The following is a 16922-nucleotide window of genomic DNA, read 5'->3' on the forward strand; positions in this document are numbered from 1 at the left end:
CCCTCTGAGAGAAACCGACTTCAGGAGCCGATCATGCAAGAGCCGCAGTTTGGCCTGGACCGTCGCATGTTCCTGCGCACCACCGCCGTCACCGGCGCCGCGTTCGCCCTCGGCGGCCTTTCGACGCCGTCCGCGTCGGCCGCGCCCGGCGGGTTCCCGGACTACGCCTACGTCCGCACCCTGCTGTCACCGTCCCAGCTCAAGTACAACCCGACGGGCGAGATCATCTTCCCGACCGTGCGCGGCGTGTACGACAAGTTGGCGTCACCGCTGGGCCGTTACTACCTGTACTACGCGCCGCACGACGCGCCGGGCGGCATCTGCCTGGCGTACGGAGACTCGCTTGAGGGCCCGTTCACGGAGTACCCGGCGAACCCCATCGTGTCGAACAAGTGGGACCCGCACTACTCGGTCAGCCACGTGTCGTCCCCGCACGTGCTGTGGAACGAGGACGCCAAGGAGTTCTGGCTGTACTTCCACGGCGAGAACACCACCACGCGCCTGGCCCGGTCCAAGGACGGTGTGCACTTCACGTACGACAAGGTCGTCCTGTCGACGTCGATGATGCCCACCGGCACGACCGAGACGTCGTACGCCCGTGTCTTCCGCCACGACCTGCCGGCGCGCGGCGCGCACTACGTGATGCTCTTCATGCTGAACAACACGACCAACCACCGTGACATCTGCTGGGGTTGGTCGGCCGACGGCAGAAGCTGGACCTTCGACCAGACGCCGCTCGTACGGCACTCGGACGTCGGCGCGGTGAACGTGGGCGGCCCCCACCTGCTGACCCGGAACGGCTCCGCGTACGTCGTCTACAACAAGGACAAGGAGAGCGGCGGCGACCTCATGATCACGGAGGTCGGCGCGGACTTCTCGCTCCGCAAGCACCTCGGCGTCTTCTACGACTCCCGTTCCACAGCCCCCGAGAACAGCCGGGCGGCAGCGCCGTCGTTCGGAACGGAGCAGGGGGTGCCGTACATGGTGTACGAGGCGGGCGAGCGGCTGGCCGGGGTCATCGCCGTCGCCCGGGGCTGACCGAACTGATCCCGGGCGGGGTACGAACTGGCGGGTGGTCCGCACGGCACACACCTGCCGCGCGGACCACGCCGACAGCCCTCAGGGCGTCATGCTCTGCGCAGGCCGTCCAGGTGGTCGCGCAGAGCCCGGGCGGCCAGGTCTCGTTCCTCGCCGAGGACGAACGCCCGGACGCCCGCACCCCGCCACTCCTGTTGCTTCTCCGGAGTACGGCACATCGCGGCGAACGGCACCCCGTGTTCAACGCAGGCCGCCTGCACCCGGCGTACCGCCTCCTGCACCTTCGGGTCGCGGGTCTGCCAGGGCACGCCGTACGACTGGGAGAGGTCTCCGGGGCCGGGCAGGACCATGTCCACGCCGCCGCCGGCCAGGATCTCGTCGATCCCGTCCACGCCTTCGGCGTCCTCGATCAGGGCGATGACCATGATCTCGGCGTTGGCCGAGGCCAGGTACTCGACCGGGTCGACCAGCCCGTAGCCGGGACCGCGCCCTCCGTTCAGGGAGCGCATGCCCTGCGGGGCGTAGCGCCCGGCCCGGATCGCCTCGTCCACGTCGCGGCGCCCCCGAACGTGCGGGATCACGACGTCCCGTGAACCGCTGGTCGACACGCTGGGTGCTCGAGAGCACCCCGGCCACCGGGCCTCCCGCACACTGTGCGGGGGCGGACGAGACCTTCGGCCAAGGCATGATCCGGCCCCACTGACGTGTGGGCCGTTCCATCGTGCCGGGCCGAGTGGTTCTCCCGTCGCCCCGTGGGTGCCGATGAGCTGACGGCCCGGCCCCAGCAGAAAGCAAGGCAATGACCTTCGACCCCCTGGCGTTTCTCACCGCCTTCGGGCTGATCTTCCTCGCGGAACTCCCCGACAAGACCATGTTCGCCTCGCTGGCCATGGGCACCCGGATGCGGCCGCTGTACGTGTGGTTCGGCACCTCCACCGCCTTCATCGTGCATGTCGCGATCGCTGTCGGCGCGGGCAGCCTGCTCAGCCTGCTTCCGGCCATGGCCGTCAAGCTGGTCTCCGCCGCTCTGTTCGCGTTCGGCGCCGTCGTCCTGCTGCGTGGCGGGGACGATGACGACGAGGAAGGCGCCGCCAAGACCGTCACCGGTTTCTGGCCCGTCTACACCACCGCCTTCATGGCCGTGTTCATCAGCGAATGGGGCGACCTCACCCAGATCACCACCGCCAACCTGGCCGCCACCAACCCCTGGCTGCCCACCGCCCTCGGCTCGGCCCTCGCGCTGATGTCGGTCTCCGCCCTCGCCCTGCTGGTCGGCCGCTTCATCGCCAAGCGCGTCCCCCTCAAGACCGTGCAGCGCATCGGTGCCGCGTGCATGGCCGGACTCGCCATCTGGACCCTGATCGAGGCCTTCACCGCCTGACGCCGCGACGTGAGCGCCTGACGGGCCTCAGGTCGGGCGCTCAGCTCCTTCCCTGCGCCCGATCGATCCACCCGGCGACGGTCCAGGGGCGCGCCTTGACTTCAAGCGCTTCAAGTATCGGAGGGTTGGCTCATGGCGATGACGTACAGGTCCGGCGCGGTGGACGACGCCACACCGCTCACGATCCAGCAGGTGTCCAGGCGTACCGGTCTCTCCGAGCCGACTCTGCGCTACTACGAGAAGATCGGCCTGATCGGCACCGTGGGGCGGGACGAGAGCAGCGGTCACCGGCGCTACAGCCCGGCTGCCGTGGAGACCATCGAGGCGCTGAGCTGCCTGCGGTCGACGGGGATGAGCGTGCGGGACATGCGCGCTTACCTCGCGCACCTCGACACCGGTGACGCGCCGCGCCTGCGCGAGCTGTTCCAGGACAACGCCGAGCGCGTTGCCGAGGAGATCGAGCGCATGCGGATCCGGCTGCGCTACCTGCAGCTCAAGACCGATCTGTGGGCCGCGCGCGAGCGTGGGGACACCGCGGCGGAGCAGCGCGCCGTCGACGAGGTCACTCCCGTCATCGCCGACCTACGTTGATGAGAAGGAAAGGCAGGAGTACGCCATGAACAACGATCTCGTTCTGGTGACGGGCGGCAGCGGCTATGTGGGGTCGCATGTCGTCAAGCGGTTGCTCGACGAGGGATTCCCGGTCCGCACGACGGTCCGCTCGATGAACCGGGCGGACGACGTGCGGGCGATGGTGGGCCCGCGTTCCGAGCGGCTGGAGTTCGCACAGGCGAACCTGACCGATGACGCGGGCTGGGCGGACGCCGTCGACGGATGCACCTACGTCGTGCATGTCGCGTCACCGTTCCCGCCCGCGCAGCCGGACGACCCCGACGAGCTCATCGTCCCCGCTCGTGACGGTGCCCTTCGTGTTCTGCGGGCGGCGCGGGACGCGGGCGTCAAGCGCACCGTGCTGACGTCTTCGTTCGCCGCTGTGGGCTACAGCCGCAAGCCCGGTGAGGAGTACGCCGAGACGGACTGGACCGACCCAGCCGACGACAACACTCCCTATGTCCGGTCGAAGGCGATCGCGGAACGGGCGGCATGGGACTACATCGAGGCGGAGGGCGGTGGACTCGAACTCTCGGTGATCAACCCGAGCGGAATCTTCGGCCCGCTCCTCGGCCCCCACCTGTCCGCGTCCACCGGCCTCGTCAAGGCGATGCTGGACGGCGCGATGCCCGTCGTGCCGCCTGTGTACTTCGGCGTGGTCGACGTGCGTGACGTGGCGGACATCCACGTCCGGGCGCTGACCCACCCGGCGGCCGCCGGCGAACGGTTCCTCGCCTCCAACGGCCCCGCCATCAGCTTCCTCCAGCTGGCCCGGCTCCTCCGCGAGCACCTCGGCGAGGCAGGCGCGCGCGTCCCGACCCGCGAACTGACCCCCGACGAAGTGCGCGAGGCCGCCGTCAGCAACCCCACGCTGCGGGACGCCGTCAGGCAGTCGGGCGGCATCCCCGTACTCCACACCGAAAAGGCCCGCACCATGCTCGGCTGGGAACCGCGCGACACGGCGACCACGATCGTCGACACCGCCCAGAGCCTCATTCAACTCGGGCTCTGTGAAGGCGAAACGCCCCGCCCCGGCCAGTAGGCAGTCGGTCCGGGCGGGAGCGGCTCGGTATCCGCTCCGCTCAGTCGGCAGACCCGTAACAGCTGCGCGACACGGAGCCGGTGTCCGTGGCTGTAGACGATCCATCGGACCGGCTTGTCGGTGTGCTTCCGCAGCCGGTCCGGTGCGGGGCCGACAAGCTGGGGTTGCGCCGCAGCGCCGAGCGCAACAGGTCCTGGCGGGAGCCGAAGCAGTGGCACACCAACCCGCGGTCGACCCCGTCGTGATCGGCCACCTCCCGGAGGTTCAACCCGCCGCGCACGCCGTCCCGTTCGAGCAGTTCGCGTGCGGCGCGTTCGAGTTTCTGGACGGTGATTTCGCTGTCCATCGACGGGCCGGAGGCCTTCTCGTTCTCGCCCAGGACCTCACCCTACGACGCGGCGTCAGAACGACCTCCTCATCGTAGGGTGCCCTTCAACCGCCGCACCGAGCTGTCAGCCGACCGAAGGAACCGCGGTCCCGGATCCGCTGCGGGTGAGGTGGGAGCGCCGCCGCGTCGCGATCGCAATGGCCGTACCGATGCCCGCGATCAGCAGTCCGATCCCACAGAAGATCAGCGGAATCAGCCACAGCGAGACAAACCCGTCGATCTTCGCGTCCCCCGGGTCATCGGCGCGGTACAGGACGTCAACCCGCTCACCCTCGTCGTACGCCGGTGGGTTGGAGCCCATCGAGCTCCGGAACGTCGTCGGCGCACCGCCCGCCGGCGTGAACTCGACGACCGGGTACGCCGTGGGCCCGCTGCTCTGCCGTGACTTGCTGTACGAGCTGACGTGGCCGCCCTGCCACTCCAGGTACACCACGGTTCCCTTGGCACGCTCCGCATCGGTCACGAACGAGATCGACACCCCTCCCACGATCGCCCCGATCGCGAAGAACAGCGTCCCGAACGCGATGACCCCGAACGTGATCCACCAGCCGGCACTCCGCCGCCCACGTACCTGAACCTGCACAACGTCCCTCTCACTTGTCCGGAGTGAGAGGACGCTATCCCAAGTGCAAAGACCGCTGCGCACCCGCCCCCACGTCGTTCACGTCGCGGCGGAACTCCGGGTCCCCGGTCCGCGGCGGGATCCGGCCGTACTAGATTGTCGGCCCCCACCAGCGACGACGCGACGTACACAGAGGAACCATCGATGAACCGAGCTGCCCTGCCCGTCATAGCAGCGGCCGCCCTGTTGGCCCTCTCCGGCTGCCGGTCAGGCACGGGGCAGCACTCCGCCCTCCCCTCGACACCGACGCCCTGCGCCTCCCGCAGCGCGACCGCCGACGCGAGTCCGAGAGCCGCCGCCGAGCCGCTCCGGACGAAGATTGCCTGGCGGGCCGAGGAACTGCCCGGCGGATCCCTGCGCATGACGATCGGTGATGTCGACGCCGCCCCCAAGGACCCCAAGTCCGTCCGGAGCAACGACTATCGCGCACCCGCCGGCCAGACCGAGTGCGACAACGTCAGAATCATCAAGGTGCACGGCTGGTGGTGCACCACCACCGTCTCCTCCGTCGCACAGGACGGCGAGATCGTGCTCGGCGGCGCCACACCCCGCGCGACGATCCACTCCGCAGGCTTCCGCACACATTGCTCGGGCCACCACGCGCGGATCCGGCAGCACCACGAGATCCAGCGGGACAGCTGGTCCGGCTGGCGCGCCTACAGCAAGCGCGGCCACACCCCCTGGACAACCGCCCAGCGCCAGGCCCACGGAAACGTCTCAGCACCCTGCCCGCGCGGACGGGTCGGCACCTACGACTACCGCCTGGCGGTCACGGTCGAGGTCGCCGGCATCCAGGCGGACGACTCCCCGGCCGCGAGCGCCGGCATCCGCGCGGACTGCGGTACGGGCATCAGCTGAGCGCACACGCGGACACCTCGGACGGGTGAGGTCAGCTGTTCTCGCCGTACGCCGCCGCGATCTCCTGCGACTCGGCCCACCGGCTGTACGTCGGCTGCTGCGGCCAGCCCTCCGGCGAGTCCTGCCACTCCTCCTGGCGGCCGTACGGCAGCAGGTCGACCAGGCCGAACAGATGGCTCAACTGCTCGGTGCCGCGTCCGTCCGTGTGCCAGGTCCGGTACACCTTGTCGCCGTCGCGCAGGAACACGTTGACCGCGAATCCGGCGTTCGGCGGGGCGCCGACGTCGCTGCCGAACGAGCTGTTCGCCGTCGAGTACCACGTCATCTCGTTCCCGACCTTGCGCTTGTACGCGAGCGCCTCGTCGATCGGGCCCTGGGTGACGATCACGAACCGGGCGTCGAACTTCTCCAGGCCCATGAGCCGGGTGAACTGGGTCGTGAAGCCGGTGCAGCCGCTGCACTGCCACTCCGCGTCCTCGAACCACATGTGGTTGTAGACGATCAGCTGCGGGTGGTCGCCGAAGATCTCCGCGAGGCGGACCGGGCCGTCCTCGCCCTCCAGTACGTAGTCGGGCATCTCGACCATCGGCAGCTGACGGCGCTGGGCGGCGATGGCGTCGAGCTCCCGGGTGGCGGCCTTCTCCCGGACGCGCAGCGCCGCCAGCTCCTTCTGCCAGGTGGCCGCGTCGACGACGGACGGCAGGGCGTTTTCGGTGGTGGACATGGTGCCTCCGGACGGATCTGGTGCCTGTCTGGGAGTACTGACTCCCGGGGCGGCCGGAAGTCATCGGTCGTCCCCCAGCAAGATCGCACCGGCGACGGCAACCGGCATCTTCAGAGCCCGCATGGTCAGCTTCCGGGCCCGCATGATCAGCCGACCGCCACTGCCCTGCCGTTGCCCCCAGGGCGTCGGCGCCCCCTACTTGTTCGGGCCCCGGAAGCGGCCGAACGCCTTCGTGAAGGCCGTCAGCGGCGAGCCGTCCGGTCTGGCCGAGCCCGGGTCGACCGGCCGGGGCACACCCGCGCCGCCGGTCGCCTCCGCCAGCGCGGCCTGCGCGGCCTCGGCCGCCTCCCGGTAGAGATCACAGGACTTCGTCATGGCCTCCAGCGCCTCGGCGTACCTGACGACCATGCCCTGGGCATGGACCAGCTCCTCGTCCGGAGTGAGCAGGTGCCAGCCCTGGCGCAGCCGCGTCAGGGCCCGCTCGGCGTCAGCGGGCAACGGCCTCGGCAGCGCGGCGAACTCCCTGATCCTGTCGAGGAGTTCGGTCGGTTCGGAACCGTCCAGGAAAACACTGCGCACCGTGAAGCGCTCCGCCTCGTAACCCGGGACGGGCGGCACCGTGGGCAGGACGACGGCGCCGCCGCGCGGCATCCGCAGGCTCAGCTCCCGCTTCATCGCGACGTCGGCGATCTGGGCCTGGCCCGGCGTGCCCCGGTGCTCGACCACCCGGTGCCGCAGGCTCGGCGGCAGGAACGCCGAGACAGGCTTCTGCCCCATGGCGTCCGGCGTCATCGCCTCGTGCACCACGACATGGATGAACCAGCTGTTACGGGTGCAGTCCCGCAGCCGGTGGCGCAGCTCGTCGTCGTCCTTGGGCAGGTAGTTCGCGGCCCGCAGGCGCACGCCCGGCACGGTGTCGTGATCCCAGTCGACCCGGTCGCTGTCGGGCCAGAACATGGTGGCGGGCGAGGGCCAGTGCGCGTCCCACACCCGCTGCGCCTCGGCTGCGAGGACCCAGGTGACGCCCTCGCCTTCCTTGCGGCGGGCCTCGGGGTCGTACGTCGTCAGCTGTGCGCGCACGGTGACGTCGTCGGCGACGCGCCAGCGGGCCTCGAAGAGGCGGCGGGCCGTCGGACCGGGGTCGGCGGATTCGTCCCGCGGGTGCAGGGCCGTGGAGCGGGCCGCCTCGACGGGGTCGAGGTCCAGGAAGTCGTCGAGCACCCCGGCCGCCTTGAGGGCGATCAGGTTGCGCCGGACGTCCTGCTCGGGCTCGGGCCCGAGATGGCGCCCGCGCCCCAGCCACGCGGTGTCGGGGGCGGTGGTCGAGTAACTGCTGTTCTTGGCCATGGAATCGTTCTGTGGGTGATCGGGGGCTCGACCAGTATGGTCCCTGCACCGGTCGATGGAAGGGGAACCCCCTCCCCGACTTGCATCAATCGCGGCCGGACGGCCCGAACCCCGACGTCAGGCGCGAGGCGGCGGCTTCGGAACGTTGCACGTGCGCGCGTCGGCCGCCGGCGCCTGGAGCACCAGTACCGACAGGTCGTCCTCGACCGGGCCCGTCCCGAAGTCGTGTGCCGCTCGCCGCACATGCTCCGCGAGCGCCTTGGCGCCGAGGCCCATGCCCTGGCGGAGCACGTCCGCGAGACCGTCGTCGTCGTCCAACTGCCAGTTGCCGCGGCGCCGTTCGGTGACGCCGTCGGTCACACACAGCAGTGTTTCGCCGGGCGCGAGATCGAAGGTGCTGGCCCGGAATTCGGCGCCCTCGTCGATGCCGAGCAGCATCCGGGGTTCGCAGGCCGGCTCCACCCGGCCGTCGGTGAACAGATGGAGGGGCGGGGGGTGGCCGGCGCTGGCGACCCGGCAGCGGGCTCCTGCCACGCCAGGTTCGACGGCCAGCTCCCCGTACAACAGGCTCAGGAAGCGGGTGGCCGCCTGCTCGCCGTCGGCCGATAGCGCTTCGGCGCTCTCCTCCGCCATGGCGGTGTTCAGCCGGTCGAGCACCGATTCGACGCCGTGGCCTTCGCGCGCCAGGAGCCGCACCAGATGCCGGGCGAGGCCGGTGACGGACATCGCCTCCGGGTCCTTCCCCTGCACGTCCCCGAGCAGGAAGCACCAGCGGCCCTCGCCCTTCGGGAAGATGTCGTAGAAGTCGCCGCCGACGGTCTGGCCCTCGCCGTGCGGCTCGTAGACGATCGCGCTGTCGATTCCCGCGATGCTGGCCAGGGTCGTCGGCAGCTGCCTGCGCTGGAGGGCGACGCTGATGGTCGTCTGCCTCGTGTACTGACGGGCGGTGTACACGGCCTGCGCCACGCGGCGGGCCACGTCGTCCACCATCCGCACCACCGCGTCGGTCATCTGCAGCTGGCCGGTCCGGCCGAGGAGCAGTACCCCGACGTCCGTGTCACGGATGGTGAGCGGGAAGGCGAACGCCGACCCGCCCGCACGGTCGGCCCCGCCGCTCTCCGGCCAGGGCCAGGGCGTGCCCCCGGCGCGGATTCCGGCGGACGGCGGGATCCGCGCCAGCTCCTCGCGCAGCGGCACGATGCGCTGCTCGTCGACGTGCCAGACCCGGGACAGCTGCAGCCCCCTCCCCTGGGTCCTCAGCCAGATGCCGCACCAGTCCGCGAGCCGGGGTACGAGCAGCTGGGCCGCGAGCGCGGCGACCATGCCCTGGTCGAGCTGCCCGGCGAGAAGCTCGCTGGTCTCGGCGAGGAACGACGGGCCGCTGCGGTCGACCCAGTCGGCCGCGTACCCGTGGCTGCGTGCCAGGTGGTCCTGCGACCTCGCGCCACCGGGTTCGGCCTGCACCGTCCCGGGTCCAGCGGTCTCGCCGGTACGGGCCGGGGCGGCGTCGGTCCCCACCGATCCCGGCTCCGCCGACGAGGACTCCAGCCGGAACCACACCCGCTTCTCCGACCGGCGGTACGTCACGCCCCAGGCCTGGGAGATCGCGCTCACCAGCTGAAGGCCGTAGCCGGGCTCACCGTGCCGGGCGTCCGCCGCGCTGCGTAGGCCTCTGGAGGGGTGGCGGTCCACGACCTCCACGACGACGGCCGTGCCGGTGTCCGGGTGCCGCTCCAGACGGCAGACCACGTCGATGTCGGTGCCGGCGTACACGACGGCGTTGGTGACCAGCTCGCTGACCAGCAGAACGGCGTTGTCGACGAGCCCTTGCGGGACGGTCCCGGGAGCGGGAATCGGGTCCTGGCCGGGAGGCATCTCGGTGGACGGCGTCGTACCCGTGAGCACCTCACGCAGGAATCTTCGCGCCCGCGCGGACGCGAGCTGGTTCGCCGGCAACTCCTTGCTGCACACGAATTCGGCCGAGTGTGCGGGCAACGGGATCACGACGCCCCCTGGGTGCGGCCACAGCGTGTGGGAGAAGTATTTTCGCGCCCCTTATAATATGACAAACATGCTTAAACAGGCCGCTGGTGCGCGCGACGAACTCCGGGCGGAGGGTGGTTCATGACCATGGACACGACGCGGCCCGAGGCGGCCCACGCGGCCACGACGGACTCCGGACAATGGGTCCGCACGAGTGAGCTGCGCCCGCTTCTCGCAGCGATGAAGGCCCTGTGCGACGGCGATTTCACGGCGCGTGCCGACAGCTCGCTGGAAGACGGCGATGCCGCCCCGGTGGACCCGGTGGTCGCCGAGATGGGCGCGGTCCTCAACCAGATCATCACGCGGAACGGCCATCTCGCCACGGAGCTCCAGCGCGTCCGGCACGAGATCATCCGGCGGGGCCGGCTGGACGAGCGCATCTCGGCGAGTCCGGGCTCGGGCACCTGGACGACGAACGTCGAGGCCGCCAACACGGCGATCGAAGCGCTGGTGGGCCCCGTCGCCAAGGCCACGCGGGTCCTCGACGCCGTCGCGGACGGTGATCTGACCCAGCACGTCGATCTGCACGACGGAAGCCGCCAGCTCCGCGGCGACCTGCGGCGCCTGGGCATCGGCGTGAACCGCATGGTGGACCAGCTCTCGCTGTTCACCGGAGAGGTGACCCGGGTCGCCCGTGAGGTGGGCACCGAGGGGCGTCTGGGGGGCCGCGCGAAGGCGCAGGGCCTGTCCGGCGACTGGCTCCACGTGACCGAGGCGGTCAACACGATGGCGTCGCGGCTGACGGCGCAGGTGCGGGACATCGCGGTAGTGACCACCGCCGTGGCCCGTGGCGACCTGACGCAGCAGGTGACCGTCGAGGCCACCGGCGAGCTGCTGGAGCTGAAGCTCACCGTCAACACGATGGTGGACCAGCTGCGGGCGTTCGCCGACGAGGTCACCAGGGTCGCCCGCGAGGTCGGCACCGAAGGGCAGCTCGGCGGACGTGCCCAGGTCAGGGGTGCATCCGGGGTCTGGAAGGACCTCACCGACAGCGTGAACTTCATGGCGTCGAACCTGACCTCCCAGGTCCGCAACATCGCCCAGGTCACCACCGCCGTCGCCAACGGAGACCTGAGTCAGAAGATCACCGTGGACGCGCGGGGCGAGATCCTTCAGCTGAAGTCGACGATCAACACGATGGTCGACCAGCTCTCGGCGTTCGCCGACGAGGTCACCAGGGTCGCCCGCGAGGTCGGCACCGAGGGCCAGCTCGGCGGACGTGCCCAGGTCAGGGGTGTGTCCGGGGTCTGGAAGGACCTGACGGAGAGCGTCAACTTCATGGCCGACAACCTCACCTCCCAGGTCCGCAACATCGCGCAGGTCGCCACCGCCGTCGCCGAGGGTGACCTCGGGAAGACGATCACCGTGGAGGCCAAGGGAGAGATCCTTGAGCTGAAGTCGACGATCAACACGATGGTCGACCAGCTGTCCGCCTTCGCCGACGAGGTCACGCGTGTGGCCCGCGAGGTCGGCACCGAGGGCAACCTGGGCGGTCAGGCCCAGGTCAGGGGTGCATCCGGGGTCTGGAAGGACCTCACCGACAACGTCAACTTCATGGCGCTCAACCTGACGTCGCAGGTCCGCAACATCGCCCAGGTCACCACCGCCGTCGCCAACGGAGACCTGTCGAAGAAGATCGACGTCGACGCCCGCGGCGAGATCCTGGAGCTGAAGGACACCGTCAACACGATGGTCCAGCAGCTGAGGGCGTTCGCGGACGAGGTGACCCGTGTGGCCCGCGAGGTCGGCACCGAGGGACGGCTCGGCGGCCGCGCCCAGGTTCACGGCGCCTCCGGGGTCTGGGAGAACCTCACGGACAACGTCAACTTCATGGCCGACAACCTCACCTCCCAGGTCCGCAACATCGCCCAGGTCGCCACCGCCGTCGCGCGCGGTGACCTGTCGAAGAAGATCGACGTCGACGCCCGCGGCGAGATCCTTGAACTCAAGACCACGATCAACACGATGGTCGACACCCTCTCGTCCTTCTCCTCCGAGGTCACGCGCGTGGCCCGCGAGGTGGGCTCCGAGGGGCAGCTGGGCGGCCAGGCCCGCGTGGAGGGCGTCTACGGGACGTGGAAGCGCCTGACCACCAGCGTGAACGAACTGGCCCTGAACCTCACCACCCAGGTGCGCGCGATCGCCGAGGTCGCCAGCGCGGTCACGCAGGGCGACATGTCCGGCTCCATCTCGGTGGAGGCCCAGGGCGAGGTCGCCACCCTGAAGGACAACATCAACCTCATGGTGGCGAACCTCCGTGAGACGACCCGGGCCAAGGACTGGCTGGAGTCCAACCTGGCCCGTATCGCCGGACTCATGCAGGGCCACCGCGACCTGGTCGAGGTCGCCGACCTGATCCTGCGCGAGCTGACCCCTCTGGTGAACGCCCAGTACGGTGCGTTCTTCCTGGCCGAGGCGGGTGCGGAACCGGGCGAGGATCTCGAGCTCCTGGCCGGTTACGGCACGGGGCAGGAGGAAGGCCGCAGGCCACGCCCCCGGCTCAGCCTCGGCGCGCCCGGCTGGGGCCTGATCACCCAGGCCGCCGCGGAGAAGCGCCGGATCCTCGTCGACGCGGTCCCCACGGACTACATCACCATCAGCTCCGGCCTCGGCGCGGCGCCGCCGGCCAGTGTCGTCATCCTGCCGATCCTCTTCGAGGACCGGGTGCTCGGCGTCATCGAACTCGCCTCGTTCAGCCGCTTCAGCGAGGTCCACCTCGCCTTCGTCGACCAGTTCGTGAACACCATCGGTGTCTCGATCAACACCATCATCGCCAACTCCCGCACCGAGTCCCTGCTCTCGGAATCGCAGCGCCTCACCGCCGAACTGCGCCAGCGCTCCGACGAGTTGCAGATCACCAACGCCAAGCTGGAGGAGAAGGCGGCGCTCCTCGCCACGTCCTCCCAGTACAAGTCCGAGTTCCTGGCGAACATGTCGCACGAGTTGCGCACTCCCCTCAACTCGCTCCTCGTGCTGTCCCGACTGCTCGCCGACAATCCCTCCGGCCGGCTGTCGTCGGAGGAGGTGGAGTTCGCCGTCACCATCCACCAGGCGGGCTCCGACCTGCTGCAACTGATCAACGACATCCTCGACCTGTCGAAGATCGAAGCGGGCCGGATGGATGTGCACCCCAAGACGCTGCCGCTCAACAAACTGCTCGACTACGTACGGGCCACGTTCCAGCCGCTCTCCGGGGACCGGGGCCTCTCGTTCGACATCAAGGTCGGCGAGGACGTCCCCCGCGAGCTGTACTCCGACGAACAGCGCCTCCAGCAGATCCTGCGCAACCTCCTGTCGAACGCGGTGAAGTTCACCTCGTCCGGCGGGGTGGAGCTGATCGTGGAGCGCGCGACGCCCGCGGACTTCGAGGAGGAGACGCTGCGCGACGCGGACGACATCATCGCCCTCTCCGTCAAGGACACCGGAATCGGCATCCAGCCGGAGATGCTCAGCGGGATCTTCGAGGCGTTCCAGCAGTCCGACGGCGCCACCAACCGAAAGTACGGCGGCACCGGCCTCGGCCTCTCCATCAGCCGGGACATGGCGGCCCTGCTCGGCGGCAGGATCACGGCCGAGAGCGAGCCGAATGTCGGCTCCACCTTCACCCTCTACGTCCCTGCGAACTACACCGCCCCCGCGGTGGAACCGCTCCCCACGGCCGGCGAAGTGCAGGCCATCACCGGACCGGACTCACCGGCCCGCCGGCCCACGGCCCGCGCACAACCCCCCACGGACGTCGACGTGTTCACCGACCCGGTGTCCGTGCCCCGCACGGGAACCCGCACCGCCGACGACCTCACCGTCGACCTCGTGGACGAACACACCGGCTGGCCGGAGACGACCCGGCTCAAGGAGTGGCTGACCGGCGCCGCCGCCGGGGTGCTGGCCAACCGCCACATCCTGATCGTCGACGACGACATCCGGAACGTCTTCGCGCTGACCCATGTGCTGGGCCGCGTCGGAATCACCGTCAAGTACGCCGAGAACGGCCGCGAGGGCCTCGAGGTCCTCGACCGGACACCCGATGTGTCCCTGGTCCTGATGGACATCATGATGCCCGAGATGGATGGTTACGAGATGATCGCGGCGATGCGGCGCACCCCCCGCTTCGCGAACCTGCCGGTCATCGCGCTCACCGCCAAGGCGATGCCCGGCGACCGCGAGAAGGCGATCGAGAGCGGCGCGAACGACTACATCCCCAAGCCGGTGGACGTCGACCGGCTGCTGTCGGTGATCTGCCGGCTGCTCGACCCGCACACCCCCTCCGAACCGCCTCCGGACACGTCCGGTGACGCCAGCTCGGGGCGGACGCCGTGACGGCGCCGCAGGAAGCGGCGGCGGACGCCTCCAGCATCCTCATCGTCGACGACATGGAGGAGAACCTGGTCGCCCTCGAAGCCGTACTCGGCTCGCTGGCCCGGGTGGTCCGCGCGCACTCGGGCGAGGCGGCGCTCAAGGCGATGCTGCGGCAGGAGTTCGCGGTCGCGCTCATCGACGTACTGATGCCGGGCATGAACGGCTTCGAGACCGCCGCCAACATCAAGGGCCTCGACCAGACCAAGGACATCCCGATCATCCTGCTGACCGGGGCGGCGGTCGACCCGAACTACGCCTATCGCGGCTACACGGTCGGCGCGGCCGACTTCCTGGTCAAACCGTTCGACCCCTGGTTGTTGCGGACCAAGGTCAACGTCTTCCTGGAGCTGCACCGCAAGAACCGTCAACTTGCCGATCAGGCCGAGCAGTTGACTCGTCTCCTGGCAGTCGACGTGCCCACGGAGCCAACCGAGGAACAGCACCGCCTTGCCGATGTGGAACATCAACTCGCCCAGGTGGAACTCCTGTTGCGCGCCAAAGAGACCACGGACGACCTCGAGGCGGCAGGCCTTGCCGACCGGATCGCCATACTGGAACAGGCAGTTGGGCGGCTGCTGGAAGCCGGAAAACAGTAGGAGTCGGTGGCTGGGAACCGGGATGCCCCACCGGCCGGCGGTGAAACCGCCCGATGGGGCCCCACGCCCGCTCAGCCCGCCGGCAGTGCCTGTTCGGCGGCCTCCAGCTCGTCCTGCGGGTCCAGCATCCGGGCCAGCACGTCCAGATCATCCGCGTCGTAGCGGGACTTGACGTCCTCCCACCAGCTCTCGGCGGCCAGGCGCAGCAGGTCCACGGCCTCCGCATGGCGTCCGGTCCGGTTCAGGACGAGGCCGTAGTAGCCCGCTGTCTCGGTACCGAACGCCTCGTCCCGGCCCTCTTCCCAGGCCTTGCGCAGGTACGGCTCCGCTTCCTCGTACGCGCCGCGCTGGGCGATGGCCTTGCCCGCCAGCATCGCGTTCAGTGCACTGTTGTCGGCTGCCGCGCGGACATACCACCGCTCGGCCTCCTGGTAGTCCTTGTGGTAGTCGGAAAGCCAGGCCATGGCACCGCAGGCGTCGTGGTCCCCGGCCTCCGCGGCGATCCGCTTCCAGTGGTCGCGCCGCACGGGCTCGCCCAGGTCGTCATAGAGCCACCTGAGATCGGCCGCAGCCGCCGTGTCGCCCGCCAGCGCCGCGGGTTCGTGCCAGGGAAGCATCCAGCGTGCCGCTGCCCCGCCCCACTCGTAGAGCATCTTCCCGTACGCGTACGAAGCCTGGAGATCCCCGGCCTCGGCCCGTTGACGCAGTTCCGGCAAGCGGCGCAGATCCTGCTCGGGCGGCACCTCGTCCTCCTCAAGGAGCCGGGCGATCTTGGCGAGCCGGTCGGGGACGACCTCGTCGTCGGGATCGACCTCCCTCAGCCGGGCCTCGGCCTCGTCGAGCCGGCGCTGCCGACGGAACAGATCGGAGAGTCTCACCAGCGCAGCACGGTGTCCCGTGTCGGCCGCGAGGGTGTACCAATGCTCGGCCTCGGCGAGTTCGCCGCGCTCCTCGCTGAACAGGCCCAGGACGAAGGCCGCGCCGTCGTAGCCCTCGGTGTGGGAGCGCAGGAGGAGTTCACGGACCTCGGGCCAGCGGTCGTCGGAGTGGTGCCGCTCAAGGAAGATCGCGTGCTCGACCAGAGCCACCCGGCTGAGGTATCCGGCCCTGCGGAAGTAGTTCCCAGCTTCGTTGGTCAGACCGGGGTAGTCCTTGAACTCACTGTCCATGTCCTCCAGGGGCTCGACCGCCTCGCCCGCGGCCTCGGCGTCCTCGGCAGCGTCGAGGTCATCGGCGACCCGGTCGAAGGTCTCGCGAATGTGCTCGAAGAGCTGCACCCACCGGAAGACGGCGATGTCCCCGATGTCCACGCCCTTCATCAGGAACTCGGCTGCCTCGTCCGGCTTTCCCTCGGCCGCCAGGAGCTTGCCCAGTTCGATCTTGCAGTCGAGACGGCCCATCTCCCAGCCTTCCCGGAACCATTCCGCAGCCTCCGGGTCTCCGTTCTCCTTGAGCAGGACGGCCAGACCGTACGCGCAGCCGGAGTGGCGGTCCGCGGCAAGGCGGTAGAGCCGCTCGGCCTCCCGGCGGTCACCGCGGATCTTGCGGTAGCGGGCGAGGGTGTACGCGGAGAAGGCGTCGCCCGCCTCAACCGCCCGCTCCCAGTACGGAATTCCTTCGTCGACGCGGCGGCCGAGCACAAAGAAGTCGGTGTGGCGACGGGCGGTCTCCTCGTCACCCTCTACTGCGGCGGCGACGAGGCCCTCGCCACGTTCCTCGATGGTCTGCGCTTCGTTCTGTAGTGCCATTTCGAGATCGTTTCATCCTGCCGCGCGACGGCCAACGGTGGGACATCGGTGCGGAGTTCACCGGGGGCCCGGGCCGCGGCCCCTGTCTCGTTCCCCCTGTCTCGTGTCTCGTCACGGCTCGCGTGGTGGTGTCCCGTGGTATCCCCGCGAGCAGCGGCCTCGGCAGG

14 protein-coding genes are annotated in these 16922 nt (G+C 69.7%); 7 read left to right on the top strand and 7 right to left on the bottom strand.

Annotated features, from left to right (window positions below):
• Positions 1-33 precede the first annotated feature (33 nt).
• Positions 34-1038, top strand: coding sequence for a hypothetical protein (locus OG698_RS03105; RefSeq protein WP_406101258.1), 1005 nt, complete (start codon positions 34-36; stop codon positions 1036-1038).
• Between the two features lie 89 nt (positions 1039-1127).
• Here the strand turns inward: OG698_RS03105 and OG698_RS03110 are convergent, their stop codons facing one another.
• On the bottom strand, positions 1128-1688 hold the full coding sequence (locus tag OG698_RS03110) for an HpcH/HpaI aldolase/citrate lyase family protein (protein ID WP_406101260.1): 561 nt from the start codon (positions 1686-1688) through the stop codon (positions 1128-1130).
• 149 nt (positions 1689-1837) lie between these two features.
• Between OG698_RS03110 and OG698_RS03115 the strand changes: the two genes are divergently transcribed.
• The 3 genes from OG698_RS03115 to OG698_RS03125 all read left to right on the top strand — a co-directional run bounded on the left by OG698_RS03115 (position 1838) and on the right by OG698_RS03125 (position 4073).
• The gene (locus OG698_RS03115) at positions 1838-2419 is read left to right on the top strand and encodes a TMEM165/GDT1 family protein (RefSeq protein WP_100593568.1); all 582 of its coding nucleotides are present in this window, start codon (positions 1838-1840) and stop codon (positions 2417-2419) included.
• 138 nt (positions 2420-2557) lie between these two features.
• Positions 2558-3010 (top strand): MerR family transcriptional regulator, encoded by a 453-nt coding sequence (locus OG698_RS03120; RefSeq protein ID WP_399976797.1) that lies wholly within the window; start codon positions 2558-2560, stop codon positions 3008-3010.
• A 25-nt stretch (positions 3011-3035) separates the two neighbouring features.
• On the top strand, positions 3036-4073 hold the full coding sequence (locus OG698_RS03125) for an SDR family oxidoreductase (RefSeq protein WP_406101262.1): 1038 nt from the start codon (positions 3036-3038) through the stop codon (positions 4071-4073).
• Between the two features lie 40 nt (positions 4074-4113).
• Here the strand turns inward: OG698_RS03125 and OG698_RS03130 are convergent, their stop codons facing one another.
• The gene (locus tag OG698_RS03130) at positions 4114-4419 is read right to left on the bottom strand and encodes a TetR/AcrR family transcriptional regulator (protein WP_406101264.1); all 306 of its coding nucleotides are present in this window, start codon (positions 4417-4419) and stop codon (positions 4114-4116) included.
• A 106-nt stretch (positions 4420-4525) separates the two neighbouring features.
• Positions 4526-5044: a DUF3592 domain-containing protein gene (locus tag OG698_RS03135; RefSeq protein WP_406101265.1), complete on the bottom strand. Its 519-nt coding sequence runs from the start codon at positions 5042-5044 to the stop codon at positions 4526-4528.
• 183 nt (positions 5045-5227) lie between these two features.
• Between OG698_RS03135 and OG698_RS03140 the strand changes: the two genes are divergently transcribed.
• Positions 5228-5941, top strand: coding sequence for a hypothetical protein (locus OG698_RS03140; protein WP_406101267.1), 714 nt, complete (start codon positions 5228-5230; stop codon positions 5939-5941).
• A gap of 31 nt (positions 5942-5972) precedes the next feature.
• On the opposite strand, the gene OG698_RS03145 is transcribed toward OG698_RS03140, so the two are convergent.
• The 3 genes from OG698_RS03145 to OG698_RS03155 form a co-directional block, all read right to left on the bottom strand.
• Entirely contained in the window at positions 5973-6665 is a 693-nt protein-coding gene (locus OG698_RS03145) for a DUF899 family protein (RefSeq protein WP_406101269.1), read from the bottom strand.
• 195 nt (positions 6666-6860) lie between these two features.
• Positions 6861-8012 (bottom strand): hypothetical protein, encoded by a 1152-nt coding sequence (locus OG698_RS03150; RefSeq protein WP_406101270.1) that lies wholly within the window; start codon positions 8010-8012, stop codon positions 6861-6863.
• A gap of 117 nt (positions 8013-8129) precedes the next feature.
• Positions 8130-9887, bottom strand: a complete 1758-nt coding sequence (locus OG698_RS03155; protein WP_406110805.1) for a SpoIIE family protein phosphatase — start codon at positions 9885-9887, stop codon at positions 8130-8132.
• A gap of 255 nt (positions 9888-10142) precedes the next feature.
• Here OG698_RS03155 and OG698_RS03160 point away from each other — a divergent pair, with 255 nt between their 5' ends.
• Together OG698_RS03160 and OG698_RS03165 are read left to right on the top strand one after the other, a co-directional pair.
• On the top strand, positions 10143-14372 hold the full coding sequence (locus OG698_RS03160) for a HAMP domain-containing protein (protein WP_406110807.1): 4230 nt from the start codon (positions 10143-10145) through the stop codon (positions 14370-14372).
• A 53-nt stretch (positions 14373-14425) separates the two neighbouring features.
• On the top strand, positions 14426-15007 hold the full coding sequence (locus OG698_RS03165; protein ID WP_406101271.1) for a two-component system response regulator: 582 nt from the start codon (positions 14426-14428) through the stop codon (positions 15005-15007).
• Between the two features lie 71 nt (positions 15008-15078).
• On the opposite strand, the gene OG698_RS03170 is transcribed toward OG698_RS03165, so the two are convergent.
• Positions 15079-16755, bottom strand: a complete 1677-nt coding sequence (locus OG698_RS03170) for a sel1 repeat family protein (protein WP_406101272.1) — start codon at positions 16753-16755, stop codon at positions 15079-15081.
• Positions 16756-16922: the final 167 nt, after the last annotated feature.

Origin of the sequence: Streptomyces sp. NBC_01003 (assembly GCF_045162695.1) — a bacterium.
Classification (GTDB): Bacteria; Actinomycetota; Actinomycetes; order Streptomycetales; family Streptomycetaceae; genus Streptomyces.